General features: G+C 59.4%; 11 protein-coding genes. 5 read left to right on the top strand and 6 right to left on the bottom strand.

The features are described from left to right. Window positions 1-156: 156 nt before the first annotated feature. The 3 genes from ACA056_RS02620 to amaB all read right to left on the bottom strand — a co-directional run bounded on the left by ACA056_RS02620 (window position 157) and on the right by amaB (window position 4,584). Entirely contained in the window at window positions 157-1,290 is a 1,134-nt protein-coding gene (locus tag ACA056_RS02620) for an ABC transporter substrate-binding protein (RefSeq protein ID WP_497270286.1), read from the bottom strand. A gap of 364 nt (window positions 1,291-1,654) precedes the next feature. Beyond that, window positions 1,655-2,938: an L-pipecolate oxidase gene (amaA, locus tag ACA056_RS02615; protein ID WP_497270284.1), complete on the bottom strand. Its 1,284-nt coding sequence runs from the start codon at window positions 2,936-2,938 to the stop codon at window positions 1,655-1,657. 155 nt (window positions 2,939-3,093) lie between these two features. Continuing rightward, complete coding sequence (gene amaB, locus ACA056_RS02610) at window positions 3,094-4,584, bottom strand: L-piperidine-6-carboxylate dehydrogenase (protein ID WP_008153370.1); 1,491 nt, start codon at window positions 4,582-4,584, stop codon at window positions 3,094-3,096. 174 nt (window positions 4,585-4,758) lie between these two features. On the opposite strand from amaB, the gene ACA056_RS02605 reads away from it, so the two are divergent. The 3 genes from ACA056_RS02605 (at window position 4,759) to nadE (ending at window position 7,957) form a co-directional block, all read left to right on the top strand. Continuing rightward, window positions 4,759-5,670, top strand: a complete 912-nt coding sequence (locus tag ACA056_RS02605) for a LysR family transcriptional regulator (RefSeq protein WP_461961552.1) — start codon at window positions 4,759-4,761, stop codon at window positions 5,668-5,670. Between the two features lie 228 nt (window positions 5,671-5,898). Continuing rightward, window positions 5,899-7,125 (top strand): nicotinate phosphoribosyltransferase, encoded by a 1,227-nt coding sequence (gene pncB, locus ACA056_RS02600; protein ID WP_008153368.1) that lies wholly within the window; start codon window positions 5,899-5,901, stop codon window positions 7,123-7,125. A gap of 4 nt (window positions 7,126-7,129) precedes the next feature. Next, complete coding sequence (gene nadE, locus ACA056_RS02595; RefSeq protein ID WP_497270281.1) at window positions 7,130-7,957, top strand: NAD(+) synthase; 828 nt, start codon at window positions 7,130-7,132, stop codon at window positions 7,955-7,957. 66 nt (window positions 7,958-8,023) lie between these two features. On the opposite strand, the gene azu is transcribed toward nadE, so the two are convergent. Next, window positions 8,024-8,470: an azurin gene (azu, locus tag ACA056_RS02590; protein ID WP_497270279.1), complete on the bottom strand. Its 447-nt coding sequence runs from the start codon at window positions 8,468-8,470 to the stop codon at window positions 8,024-8,026. Between the two features lie 343 nt (window positions 8,471-8,813). On the opposite strand from azu, the gene ACA056_RS02585 reads away from it, so the two are divergent. Together ACA056_RS02585 and ACA056_RS02580 are read left to right on the top strand one after the other, a co-directional pair. After that, the gene (locus tag ACA056_RS02585) at window positions 8,814-9,401 is read left to right on the top strand and encodes a cytokinin riboside 5'-monophosphate phosphoribohydrolase (RefSeq protein ID WP_008157022.1); all 588 of its coding nucleotides are present in this window, start codon (window positions 8,814-8,816) and stop codon (window positions 9,399-9,401) included. A 68-nt stretch (window positions 9,402-9,469) separates the two neighbouring features. Next, on the top strand, window positions 9,470-9,661 hold the full coding sequence (locus tag ACA056_RS02580; RefSeq protein ID WP_008157021.1) for a hypothetical protein: 192 nt from the start codon (window positions 9,470-9,472) through the stop codon (window positions 9,659-9,661). A 221-nt stretch (window positions 9,662-9,882) separates the two neighbouring features. Here the strand turns inward: ACA056_RS02580 and ACA056_RS02575 are convergent, their stop codons facing one another. Both ACA056_RS02575 and ACA056_RS02570 read right to left on the bottom strand, forming a co-directional pair. Next, complete coding sequence (locus ACA056_RS02575) at window positions 9,883-10,773, bottom strand: transglutaminase family protein (protein WP_497270276.1); 891 nt, start codon at window positions 10,771-10,773, stop codon at window positions 9,883-9,885. Then, window positions 10,773-13,259 (bottom strand): circularly permuted type 2 ATP-grasp protein, encoded by a 2,487-nt coding sequence (locus ACA056_RS02570; RefSeq protein ID WP_497270274.1) that lies wholly within the window; start codon window positions 13,257-13,259, stop codon window positions 10,773-10,775. Before ACA056_RS02570 ends, ACA056_RS02575 begins: the two co-directional genes overlap by 1 nt. Window positions 13,260-13,326: the final 67 nt, after the last annotated feature.

The following is a 13,326-nucleotide window of genomic DNA, read 5'->3' as shown; positions in this document are numbered from 1 at the left end:
ATTTGAGAGACTGCACAGAAGCCAGATGCGACGGACCGGGGTTCAGCCACCGGCGCAACACGCTTGTGTGCAGCTCTACGAGAAAAGACAGGTACTGCACGGACATGTTGTTTGATTGCCCGGCACACAAGGTACCGGGCAGATCAGCAACTCATATCACTTCTGTTTTTCCAGTTGGTGGTATTTGCCATCCTTGTCCCACTGGTAAACCACGTAGTCGGAGACTTTCAGGTCGCCCTTGGCGTCCCAGGTCTTCTCGCCCATCACGGTTTTTACCGGATTTTTCTTCAGCCACTCGGCGGCTTTCTCACCACTGTTGGACTTGGCGCCGTTGAAGGCTGCGGCCAGGGTCTGGACCGAAGCGTAAGCGTAGAGGGTGTAGCCTTCAGGCTCGGTACCGGCCTTGCGGAACGCATCTACCACGGTTTTGCTGTCTGGCAGCAAGCGTGGGTCGGCGCCGAAGGTCATCAGCACGCCGTCAACGAATTGCGGACCGCCAGCAGTGGTCACCAGTTCGTCGGTTACGATGCCGTCGTCGGACATGAACTTGACGTCTTTGAGACCTTGCTCACGCAGTTGACGGACCAGAGGACCGGCTTCCGGGTGCAGACCACCGAAGTAGACGATGTCGGCGCCAGCGCCGCGAATTTTGGTGACGATGGTGCTGAAATCTTTCTCGCCACGGGTCAGGCCTTCATACAGCACCGGCTTCACACCGCGTTTTTCCAGCTGGGCCTTGGTAGCGTCCGCCAGGCCCTGACCGTAGGTGTCCTTGTCGTGCAGGACGACAACTTTTTTGCCCTTGAGCACGTCGACGATGTAGTCACCGGCCACGATGCCTTGCTGATCGTCACGCCCGCACATACGGAACATGGCGCTCAGGCCGCGTTCGGTAACTGCCGGGTTGGTGGAACCTGGGGTGATTGCAATGATGCCCGCTTCGTCGTAGATCTCGGAGGCCGGGATGGTCGACGAGGAGCAGAAGTGACCGACCACGCCAGCGACTTTCTGGTTGGTCAGGTCCTTGGCGACCGTCACAGCCTGTTTCGGTTCGCAGGCGTCATCGCCTTTGACCAGTACGATTTTTTCCCCGTTTACGCCGCCCGCTGCGTTGACCGCATCGGCCGCAGCCTGTGCACCCTTCATGTACTGCTCGCCAAATGCCGCGTTGGCGCCGGTCATTGGTCCCGCCACACCGATTTTCACATCAGCCTGTGCAAACGCAGAAACACCCAACGCAGTTGCCACTGCGAGGGCCAAAAAGCCTTTTTTGTAAAACGTCTGGGACATGAGGTGGTGCTCCAAGGTTTTTTTTTAGTTGGCACTGCGACTTCCTGAATGCTCAGAGCAAGGGCCGTGCCATCGGTTTTTTATTCTGAAAAAAGTCGCTGCTTTATTGTTATTTCGACTGTTTCGATCCCATTTTCATTGGGCGTGCAACCGTCTAAACCGCGGAAGGTGAAACCATTTATTTTTAAAGGCGCAACCCGAGCGCGCCATCATTGCAACCGCGGCGCCAAACGACGTGCAACCAGCCTGTAACAACGTGCGTCACCGAAGTGCACACTGCTGGTGCGGAACTGCTACAACCCGCACCTTTTACAGGCTAGCCGCTGCGCGAAAAAGCGCCGCTTTCAGCAACAAATTTCAACAATCAAATAACGATCCGCAGGCACTGGCCTGCGTGATACAGCGAGAATCCGGCCTCGTACAAACAGCTGCGTAACCCCACGCCCGCCAATGGCTGCATGGGCGCAAAGGGAATCGGCAGCGCTTGAGGGTTTCCGTTACACAGATAATCGGCAAAGGCTTTGCCGACGACAGTACCAGTAGTGACGCCCCGACCGTTGTAACCGGTGACTGCCACTAAACCGGGCGCTGGCTCGAACAGGCGCATCAAATGATCGGGGGTGAAGGCGATGCAACCGGTCCAGGTGCATTCCCATTCCACTGGTTTTAAGTAGGGGAAATAGTGCTGCTGAACCCGGTCGGCCCACGCCTTGAGAAACCAAGTCGGTTTCTGATTGCCATTACCGAGACTGCCGAGCAGCAGACGGCCATCCTTGTCGCGACGAACACTGCTGAGGACCTGGCGGGTGTCCCAGGAACCCTGGCCACCCGGGAGAATTTGCTGCGCAGCCTCTTCAGTCAGCGGGACCGAGGCTACTTGATAGTAATAACCGGGGAAGAAGTTGCGCCGCAATTCCGTCCAGTCACCTTCGGTGTAAGCGTTAGAGGCAATCACGACTTGCTCGGCAAGCACCGAACCCTGAGCGGTTTGTACCGACCAGCGCTGGCCCTGACGTTCGAGTCGGATCACCGGGGAATGATCGAACAACTGACCGCCGAGACCGATGGCCGCTTTGGCCAGCCCCGTCGTGTAAGCCATTGGGTTGATCGTGCCGGCACGTCGATCGAGCAGCGCAGCGGCAATCTTTTTGGTGCCCGTTGCTTGCTCACAGGCTTGTCCGGTCAGCAGCTCGACCGGCGCGCCGCGACGTTTCCATTGTTCTTCACGACTGCGCAAGTCCGCTTCGCCACGGGCGTTGTGCGCCATGTGCAACGTGCCTTCACGGCGTAACTGGCAATCGATGTTGTACTTATCCACAAGGCTGAACACCAGGGACGGTGCTGCACCGAGCATGCGATTAAGCTGACTGCCGACCGCCTCGCCGAAACCGGCTTCGATCTCGTCCGGTGGAATCCACATCCCGGCATTGACCAGCCCGACGTTGCGTCCCGACCCGCCATGACCGGCGCGATGGGCTTCCAGTACACAGACGCTTTTGCCTTTTTCCAGCAGATGCACCGCCGCCGACAGACCAGTGAAACCGGCGCCGATAACACAGACATCCACCGTCACCTCGCCCTTGAGCGCCGCGTTGTCAGGCCTTTGCGGCGTCAGTTTTTCCCACAGACACTCTTCGCGTAACGGCATTGCCAGACTCCAACAGAAACCTAACCAACACACCATTCAAGTGTGGGAGCGAGCCTGCTCGCGAAGACGGCGGCACATCCAACATAGATGTGACTGACAGACCACATTCGCGAGCAGTCTCGCTCCCACAGGGGGATCACTGTTCGACTTGAGGTTTAGTCGAACGTAATGCCCTGAGCCAATGGCAATTCCAGCGAATAGTTCACGGTGTTGGTCTGACGGCGCATGTAACCGCGCCATGCATCGGAACCGGATTCACGACCGCCGCCCGTTTCTTTCTCACCGCCAAACGCCCCGCCGATTTCCGCGCCGCTCGGGCCGATGTTGACGTTGGCGATGCCGCAGTCGCTGCCCACCGCCGACATGAACTGCTCGGCTTCACGCACGTCAGTGGTGAAGATGCACGAGGACAGGCCTTGTGGCACGGCGTTGTTCAGGCGCAGCGCTTCGTCGAAATCCTTGTAACCGACCACGTACAGAATCGGCGCGAAGGTTTCGTGGCAAACCACATCGCTCTGCTCCGGCATTTCCACGATGGCCGGCGAGACGTAATAAGCGTTAGGGAATTTGTCTTCCAGTTGGCGCTTGCCGCCGAACACCCGGCCGCCTTCGCTCAAGGCCTGCTCAAGCGCGTCCTGCATGTTTTCGAAGCTGTGCTTGTCGATCAGTGGACCAATCAGGTTGCCTTCCAGAGGGTTGCCGATACGCACTTTGGAGTAGGCGGCTTTCAGGCGGGTGACGATTTCTTCTTTCACCGATTCATGGGCAATCAGGCGACGCAACGTGGTGCAACGCTGACCGGCGGTGCCGACGGCGCTGAACAGGATGGCCCGTACGGCCATGTCCAGGTCGGCGCTTGGGCCGAGGATCATTGCGTTGTTACCGCCCAGTTCCAGAATGCTGCGAGCGAAACGAGCGGCGATTTTTGGTGCCACTTCGCGGCCCATGCGGGTGCTGCCGGTGGCGCTGATCAGCGCGACACGCGGGTCATCGACCAGGGCTTCGCCGGCATCGCGACCGCCGATGATGACTTGGCTCAGATGCGGCGGCGCGTCGCTGAAGTTCTTCAGTACGCGGTCGAACAGCGCCTGGCAGGCCAGGGCGGTCAGCGGGGTTTTCTCCGACGGTTTCCAGATCACCGGGTTGCCGCAGACCAACGCCAGCGCGGTGTTCCAGGCCCAGACCGCAACCGGGAAGTTGAACGCACTGATGACGCCAACGACGCCCAGCGGGTGCCAGGTTTCGCGCATGTGGTGGCCAGGACGCTCGGAAGCGATAGTCAAACCGTACAGCTGACGGGACAGGCCGACGGCGAAATCGCAGATGTCGATCATTTCCTGAACTTCACCCAGACCTTCCTGAGTGATCTTGCCGGCTTCCCAGGACACCAGTTCGCCGAGGTCGGCCTTGTATTCGCGCAAGATATCGCCCAGTTGGCGAACCAGTTCACCACGACGTGGCGCCGGAACCTTGCGCCACAATTCGAACGCATGATCTGCACGACTGATGTGCTGCTCGACTTCAGCGGCGCCTTCCCAGTTCACGGCGGCGATCTGGCTGCCATCGATCGGCGAATGCACCGGCACTTTGCCGTTCTGGTACAGGGCCGGGTTCACACCAAGACGATCAAGCAATGCGGCAACCATGGGTCACTCCTCAAGCGAAAAACAGAAAACGTGCAGCCGGATTAATTCGGCTGGTGAGGCCTGTAGTTTTAGCGCTCCCGACGTTACCCAACAAACGACCTTTAAGAGAGATATCATTCCGTTTATTCATGCTGCGAATTGCTGGTAAGAAAGAAACAAGAAAAAGGACAACCCATGCTGAATAAACGCTACTTGCCGTCGATCACCGCGCTGCAGTGTTTTGAGGCCGTAACCCGGCATTTGAGCTTCACCCGGGCGGCTGAAGAGCTGAACCTGACCCAGAGCGCCGTCAGTAAACAGGTCGCGCAACTCGAAGAATTGCTGCAGCACCTGTTGTTCCGACGGGTACGCCGACGCCTGCAAATGACCCCGGCCGGTGACTTGTACCTGGTGGAGGTACGAAAAATCCTCACGCAGGTCGAGATGTCGACCCACTACCTGCGCTCCTACGGCGGTGAAACCGAAGTCCTGCGCGTCTCGACGCCTCCGACCTTCGGCGCGCGCTGGCTAGTGCCACGCTTGAAAGGCTGGCGTCTGCGCCATCCCTCGATCCATCTGGACCTGTGCAGCGAGCAGGAAGCCGACGATCTGCTGCAAGGTCGCAGCGACCTGGCGTTCTACTTCGGCCAAGGCTCACGCCCCGGCACTGAATGCCTGAAGCTGTTCGGCGAAGAGCTGGTGCCGGTCTGCGCACCGGGCAGCCTGCCGAACACGCCGTTCACCGATCCTACGCAACTCACCGACCTGGTCCTGCTGCAAAACGCCTCCCGGCCCCAGGCCTGGCACGACTGGTTCGACAGTCAGGGCTACCACACCGAACACAGCTACCACGGCCCGCGTTTCGAAACCTTTTACATGTGCATCCGCGCAGCCCAGGTCGGCTGCGGTGTGGCGCTGTTGCCGCGGTTTCTGGTGGAAGAGGAATTGGCCGACGGCAAACTGGTCATACCCTGGCAGCACGCGATGCCCAGCACCGATGCCTATTACCTGGCGTATCCGGAGCATTCAGCGGAAGTGCCGAAGGTGCGGGATTTTGTGAAGTGGATGTTGGAGCAGATAGACAGCCCGGATGTACCGCAAATCTAAAGATTCACACAATCCCTGTGGGAGCGAGCTTGCTCGCGATAGCGTAGGCACATCCAACATCTATGTGACTGACAAACCGCTATCGCGAGCAAGCTCGCTCCCACAGGAATCTGCACTGTCTAAAAAATCACTGGCAATCCCCACCACTGATATGCGCCACTAGCCCCATTCATTGAAACAGCTGCAACGTCGCTGCCACGGGCCGCGGCCAGCCTGGAGAACCCCGTTATGAGCGAGAGCGTGTTTGGCGATCGCATCGTGCAGAACCTGCTCGACACCGACTTCTACAAACTGACGATGATGCAGGCGGTGCTGCACAACTACCCGAACGTTGAAGTCGAATGGGAGTTTCGTTGCCGTAACAGTGAAGATTTGCGCCCGTACCTGGCGGAAATCCGCTTCCAGATCGAGCGCCTTGCCGAATTGAGCCTGAGCGCCGACCAGTTGAGCTTCATGGAGCGAATCAGCTTCATGAAGCCGGATTTCCTGCGCTTTCTCGGGTTGTTCCGCTTCAATCTGCGCTACGTCCACACCGGTATCGAAAACGGCGAGCTGTTCATCCGCCTGCGCGGGCCATGGCTGCACGTGATCCTGTTCGAAGTGCCGCTGCTGTCCATCGTCAGCGAAGTGCGCAACCGCTATCGCTACCGTGAAGTCGTCCTGGAACAGGCGCGCGAGCAGCTTTACCGCAAGTTCGACTGGCTCACCGCCAACGCCAGCGCGGAGGAATTGTCCGAATTGCAGGTTGCCGATTTCGGCACTCGCCGTCGCTTCTCGTACCGCGTGCAGGAAGAAGTGGTGAACGTGCTCAAGCACGATTTCCCCGGTCGTTTTGTCGGCACCAGCAACGTGCACCTTTCACGGGAGCTGGACATGAAGCCGTTGGGCACTATGGCCCACGAATGGATCATGGCCCACCAGCAACTCGGCCCAAGGCTGATCGACAGTCAGATTGCCGCCCTCGATTGCTGGGTCCGTGAGTACCGTGGCCTGCTGGGGATCGCCCTCACCGACTGCATTACCACGGATGCCTTTCTCAACGATTTCGACCTGTACTTCGCCAAGCTGTTTGACGGCCTGCGCCATGATTCCGGTGATCCGGTGCTCTGGGCGGAAAAGGCCATTGCCCATTACCACAAGCTCGGCATCGACCCGATGAGCAAGACGCTGGTGTTCTCCGACAGCCTGACGCTGCCCAAGTCCCTGGAGATTTTTCGGGCGTTGCGCGGTCGGATCAATGTCAGCTTTGGCATCGGCACCAACCTGACGTGCGATATTCCGGGTGTTGAACCGATGAGCATCGTGCTTAAAATGGCCGCCTGCAACGGCCAACCCGTGGCAAAGATTTCCGATGAGCCTGGCAAGACTCACTGCAAAGACCCGAATTTCGTCGCCTATTTGCGACACGTTTTCAAAGTACCTGCTGCCATTTCCAGCACATCTAGCAAGGAGTGAATTCATGCAAGCCGAACAGCGTGAGATTGCTGAACAGCTCAAGGTCCAGCCGCCGTTCGCCGACCAGGCCGCCCTCGAGGCTGAAGTCGCCCGGCGGATTACCTTCATCCAGGACTGCCTGATCAATTCCGGGCTCAAGACCCTGGTGCTCGGCATCAGCGGCGGCGTCGATTCCCTGACCGCCGGCCTGCTGGCCCAGCGTGCCATGCGCGAACTGCGCACACGCACAGGTGACAACAGCTACAAGTTCATCGCCGTGCGCCTGCCGTACGAAACCCAGTTCGACGAACACGACGCCCAGGCTTCGGTGGACTTCATCGCCCCGGACGAACGCCACACCGTGAACATCGGCCCGGCGGTCAAAGCCCTGGCCAGTGAAGTCGCGGCCTTCGAAGGCAAGCACGCTGTCTCGGTGGATTTCGTGCTCGGCAATACCAAGGCGCGGATGCGGATGGTCGCCCAATACACCATCGCCGGCGCGGCCCACGGCCTGGTGATCGGTACCGACCACGCGGCGGAAGCGGTGATGGGTTTCTTCACCAAGTTCGGTGATGGCGCGTGCGATCTGGCGCCACTGAGCGGCCTGGTGAAAAACCAGGTCCGGGACATCGCCCGCAGCTTCGGCGCGCCGGAGTCGTTGGTGGAAAAAATCCCGACGGCCGACCTTGAAGACCTGTCGCCCGGCAAACCGGACGAAGCGTCCCACGGCGTGACCTATGCCGAGATCGACGCGTTCCTGCACGGCGAACCGGTGCGTGAGGAAGCGTTCAAGATCATTTGTGACACGTATAAAAAGACTCATCACAAGCGAGTGATGCCGTTTGCGCCTTGATTGAGCGAACAGACAGGCACAAAAAAAGCGTCCCAGGTGGACGCTTTTTTTATGCGTTCGATTCGATTACTTCAGGACAACAGTGCCTTTCATCATCGAGATGTGGCCAGGGAACGAGCAGAAGAAACCGTACTTCTCGCCAGCATCGAGCTTCGACACGTCGAAGGTCACCGAGTCGGTTTCCTTGGCGCCGATGATTTTGGTGTGGGCGATGATGCGCGCGTCAGCTTCCGGCAGGTAGCTCTTTTCGATGCCTGCGGCCAGGCCCGCGGTGGCGATCGGCTGCATATCAGCCTCTTTACTCAGCACCCAGTTATGACCCATGACGTTTTTCGGCAGGTTGCCGGAGTGTTTCAGCTCCACGGTGAACGTCTTGCAGCTCTTGTCGATGCTGATTTCCTTGGTATCGAAGGACATCTGGTCAGTCGAGTCGACAGTGACCTTGCACTCGGCAGCCATCAATTGGCTGCTGGCCAGTGTCAGCAGGGATACTGCAACAAGTTTGGCAAACATGGTGAATCTCCAAGGCAGGGTTAACAAAAGTGCGAATGGACAGAAGACTGCCTGAAAACTTCGCAAGTTCCTATGACCTGAATCAAAAATTGTATACAACTTTCGGGCTATGACACCTATCGAAACAATCTACCAGCCAGACGTCTGGGGCGGCCCTATCATCAGCTTGTCCTCACCCATCTGGAGCGTCAGTCATGTCCCTTAACAGCCTGTTGCGCAGTTTGCTCGCCGCCTACGCCTGTGGCGCCAGCGGAACCTGTGAAACACCTGAACGCGAAGTGTAGACCTTGGAACGCCGCGTGCCTGCCTTTACTCTGTGGCCATCCTGACCATGGAGTAAGGCATGTCTTTAGCGTCCGTTTGTGTATTTTGCGGTGCCAGCACTGGCACCAACCCGGCTTATCGTGAAGCGGCTGTCGCCTTGGGGCGAGCATTGGCCGAGCGTAAGCTGACTCTGGTCTATGGCGGCGGCGCCGTCGGGCTGATGGGCATCGTCGCCGATGCTGCGCTGGCGGCCGGCGGTGAAGTGATCGGGATCATCCCGCAAAGCCTCAAAGACAAAGAAATCGGCCACAGCGGCCTGACTCGCCTGGAAGTGGTCGACGGCATGCATGCGCGCAAGGCGCGGATGGCCGAGCTCAGTGACGCCTTTATCGCCCTGCCCGGCGGCCTGGGCACGCTGGAAGAATTGTTCGAAGTCTGGACCTGGGGCCAGCTCGGCTACCACGGCAAACCGCTGGGGCTGCTGGAAGTGAACGGTTTCTACAGCAAATTGACGTCTTTTCTCGATCATATCGTCGGCGAAGGCTTCGTTCGCGAACCGCACCGTGACATGCTGCAAGTGAGCGAATCGCCGCAAACCCTGCTTGATGAACTGGACGCCTGGCAGCCGACAGTGGTGCCAAAGTGGATCGAGCAAAAACCCAGCTAACGGCTGGGCATCGATACAGGGCAGAATACGCGCCGCTCAACCTCACCTTCGACCCCAGAGGATCGCCCATGGCTAAACCCAATTATTCCTTCGCCAAACGTCAGAGAGACTTGGCCAAGGAGCAGAAGAAAGAGGAAAAGCTTCAGCGCAAGAAAGCTACAGCTGAAGAAGAAGCCGCCGCACTGAACCCGGATGCAGAAGGTGAAGTGGCCGCAGAAGACGCTGTTGAAGCACCGAAAGATCAGGCGCCCGACGCCTGAGACCCTCAGGGCCCGATGATCTGATCAGGCCCACCGGATCTGTGTCCAGGGTCAGCAACGATGTTGCTGACCCTCACAGGCCAATCTGAAATACCCCTCCAGAAAGCACTGCACACTACCCTGTGGGAGCGAGCCTGCTCGCGAAAGCGGTGGCACATTCAACATGTATGTGATTGACAGACCGCCTTCGCGAGCAGGCTCGCTCCCACATTGGATTTTCATTACTCCAGTGGCATTACGGTGACGCGGACTTCAGGATCATGACTGCCACCACCCAAAATCACCCCGCGCAACGGCGATACATCGGAAAAATCCCGGCCCCAGGCCAAGGTGATATGTTCCAGCGCCGGCTGCACGTTGTTGGTCGGGTCAAAATCGACCCAGCCCAGTACCGGGCAAAACACTGAAACCCATGCATGCGACGCATCGGCGCCGATCAGTCGCGGCTGGCCCGGTGGTGGCTGGGTCAGCAGGTAGCCACTGATGTACCGAGCCGCCAACCCACGGGAGCGTACGCAGGCGAGCATCAGGTGAGCGAAGTCCTGACAAACACCGCGTCGGCGCTCAAGCACTTCCACCAGCGGCGTCGCCACTTGGGTCGCCTCGGCATCGAAGGTGAACTCGCTGAAGATCTTCTCCATCAGCGCCTGAACACCCAACAGCAGCGGCCGACCCGATGGAAAACAGCTTTCGGAAAACTCGACGAAGTTGCGCTTCAAATGCACGTAGGGTGATTCGAACCGGTAACGACACGCTTCCAGCAATTCGAGGGAAAGCGGCTGACTGCTGTAAGTCAGCGCGTTACAGGTTTCTTCCCACGCGGGGGATTGATTGAAATCCAGCGCAGGCCGGGCCAGCACTTCGACGGTGAGCCGGGCATTGACCAGCAATTCATCATGCGGCCGCTCGAACGCCAACCGGGTCAGCGGATTACCGAACACATCCAGTTCATCGCGGCGCGAAGTCGGATCGGGACTGATCTGCAATTGCTGCTCGGTGCAGCGCTGCCAGGCACATGCACGCGGCCACAGGTGCGCGAGCTGCTGAGCCAGGGACACCGGGCTGTCGTAGTGATAATGGGTGTCGTGGAGAATCTGGTAATGGGCGCTCATCAGACGGACACCGTGCGCTGGCTGACGTCATCGACGTGAGCGAAATGGCGCAAGGCCAGACGATCCGACACTTGCCCACTGGCGTCGGCGATTTCTTGCAATAGGTCGGCTAACCCCTCTATGGCTGCCCGAACGCTGGCTTCGCCGAACAGCGAGTTCTCCAGGCATCCCAGATCGAACTGTGCCAAGCGTTCAACCAACCGCGGTAACCCCGCTTCGCGAGGCACGCCGAAGTCGTCATTCAAGCGTTTCAAGGTACGAGTCACCAGTTTCAACTGAAACAGCACGGCGTGGGGGTTCTGCTCGTCGAGCAGCAACAGGTCAAGCACCGGAATCAATTGCGCCACTGCCAGATACCGCGATCGGTAAGTGATGCTGCTGTTGCCCAGCTCCAGCAGCCACTCCAGTCCGGCCTGATCGAAAGCACCGGCACCGCGCAGAAATGCCGCCAGGCTGGCGCTGAGAAATTGCAGACGTTCGATCCGGCGGCCGATCATCAGGAAGCGCCAGCCTTCGTCCCGGGTCATGTCGTCGAGGGCGAAACCGGATAACGCCGCCAGGGACATCACCAGACGGTTGAGGAAATCCAGCAATTCGCCGAAATCCGGCTCTTCGGCTTCCAGCTCCATAGCCTCGCGCTGCAGCTCCACCAGCGCCTGCCAGTTTTCCCGCGAGAGCTTGCCACGCACCTGCGAGGCCGCCCACTGCAAACGTTGCAGGTTGGAGCGCAGGCTGAACGACCAGTCATCGCCGAGCAATGCCGCCAGCAAACGCTCCGGCAACTCGCCTTCATCGGGCAACAACATCAAGCGTTCACCCAAGTCGACCGCCGCCTCCAGGGCTTGCGGGTCATCGCCATCGACATAACGCGCCAGCATGATTCGAAGCAGCCGCGCGCTGTCATCGCAGCGTTCGCAATAACGCCCGAACCAGAACAGATTTTCCACCACTCGCGACGGCAGATACGGATCCCGTCGCACCAGGTCGTGCACACCGATCGTGCGTTGGGTTTTCCATTGCTCACCGCTCGGCGGGTGATCGCCCAACACCCAGGTGTCTTTGCTCGCGCCACCGCGCTGCATCGACACCACTTCGGCATCCGCCTCGGCGGCAACGCGGGTGAGACCGCCGGGCAGAACCCGATAACCCTCACGGCTGGCCACTGCGTACACGCGCATGCCGATGGCCCGGGGTTGCAGATGACCCTCTTCAGCCTGCCAGATCGGGGCTTGAGAGAGCTGAGCCAATTCTTGCGCGACATAGGCGTAAGGCCGGGCCTGCATGCGCCCGGCCAGTTCCTGACGCTGTTTTTCACTCAAATCGCGCCCAAATACCGGAGTGAAGCTCTGTGACGGGAACGCCGGTTTGATCAACAACTCCGGCAATTTTTCCAGGGCCTGAGCCAGCACCGGTGCTTCACCGCACCACCAGGTCGCGATGGAGGGCAGAATCAGTTCTTCGCCGAACAGGAATTGATTGATCCTCGGCAGGAAACCCAACAATCCCGGCGACTCCAGCACGCCGCTGCCGAGGGCATTGGCCACCAGCACTCGACCTTGGCGTACCGCTTCCAGCAATCCCGGCACGCCAAGGGCCGAGTCAGTGCGCAGCTCCAGCGGATCGCAGAAGTCATCGTCGAGCCGCCGCATGATCGCGTGGACCCGGCGCAGTCCGCTCAAGGTTTTCAGGTAGACCGTGGCATCCCGGACGGTCAGGTCGCCGCCCTCTACCAGTGGATAACCGAGCTGGCGAGCCAGATACAGATGTTCGAAATAGCTTTCGTTGAAACGTCCCGGTGTCAGCAGCACGATCAGCGGCGCTTCGTCATCACTCGGCGCCTGACGGGCCAGGGTTTCCTGAAGCGTGCGGAAGAACCCGGCCAGGTGCTGCACTTTCAAATCGCGGTACAGCTCGGGAAAGGCCCGGGACACGATGGTGCGGTTTTCCAGGGCGTAACCGGCACCGGATGGCGCTTGCGTCCGATCCGCCGTGACCCACCAGCGACCGTCGGGTGTACGCGCCAGATCCACGGCGTACAGATGCAAAAAAGCCCCGTCGGGCGGCGTGATGCCCTGACAGGGCCAGAGGAAGTTGTTGTGGCCGAAGACCAGCTCAGCAGGCAGCAGCCCCTCAGCGATCAACCGTTGCGGGCCGTACAAATCTGCCAGCACAGCATTGAGCAAGCGTGCCCGCTGGGCGATCCCGGCCGATAACTGCGGCCATTCATCAGCTGCAATCACGTGCGGCAACAGATCGAGTTCCCACGGCCGATCGGCGCCCTTGGGGTCGGCGTAGACGTTGTAAGTCACGCCGTTTTCCTGGATCTGCCGGGTCAGCAGCGCCTGACGCTGCACCAATTGCGTTGGCGTGCTGCGTTGCAATTGGTCGAACAACCGACGCCAGTGCGGGCGCACCGCGCCGCTGTCGTCGAGCAGTTCGTGATAAGTGCCCGCCGTCAGCGGGTAGCGGTCAAGCAGGTCAGGCATGGAAAGCTCGGCAGACAGCAAAGAACGGTCAGACTAACGCAGGCTCATGACGCCCGGATATACGAAA

The organism is Pseudomonas sp. LBUM1666 (assembly GCF_059695775.1).
This window is presented reverse-complemented; position numbering and strand designations above follow the sequence as displayed.

What these genes read in the sequence shown, in the direction of transcription:
- ACA056_RS02620 (WP_497270286.1), bottom strand. Translation starts at nt 1,290, where the DNA reads ATGTCCCAGACGTTTTACAAAAAAGGCTTTTTGGCCCTCGCAGTGGCA.
- amaA (WP_497270284.1), bottom strand. Translation starts at nt 2,938, where the DNA reads ATGCCGTTACGCGAAGAGTGTCTGTGGGAAAAACTGACGCCGCAAAGG.
- amaB (WP_008153370.1), bottom strand. Translation starts at nt 4,584, where the DNA reads ATGGTTGCCGCATTGCTTGATCGTCTTGGTGTGAACCCGGCCCTGTAC.
- ACA056_RS02605 (WP_461961552.1), top strand. Translation starts at nt 4,759, where the DNA reads ATGCTGAATAAACGCTACTTGCCGTCGATCACCGCGCTGCAGTGTTTT.
- pncB (WP_008153368.1), top strand. Translation starts at nt 5,899, where the DNA reads ATGAGCGAGAGCGTGTTTGGCGATCGCATCGTGCAGAACCTGCTCGAC.
- nadE (WP_497270281.1), top strand. Translation starts at nt 7,130, where the DNA reads ATGCAAGCCGAACAGCGTGAGATTGCTGAACAGCTCAAGGTCCAGCCG.
- azu (WP_497270279.1), bottom strand. Translation starts at nt 8,470, where the DNA reads ATGTTTGCCAAACTTGTTGCAGTATCCCTGCTGACACTGGCCAGCAGC.
- ACA056_RS02585 (WP_008157022.1), top strand. Translation starts at nt 8,814, where the DNA reads ATGTCTTTAGCGTCCGTTTGTGTATTTTGCGGTGCCAGCACTGGCACC.
- ACA056_RS02580 (WP_008157021.1), top strand. Translation starts at nt 9,470, where the DNA reads ATGGCTAAACCCAATTATTCCTTCGCCAAACGTCAGAGAGACTTGGCC.
- ACA056_RS02575 (WP_497270276.1), bottom strand. Translation starts at nt 10,773, where the DNA reads ATGAGCGCCCATTACCAGATTCTCCACGACACCCATTATCACTACGAC.
- ACA056_RS02570 (WP_497270274.1), bottom strand. Translation starts at nt 13,259, where the DNA reads ATGCCTGACCTGCTTGACCGCTACCCGCTGACGGCGGGCACTTATCAC.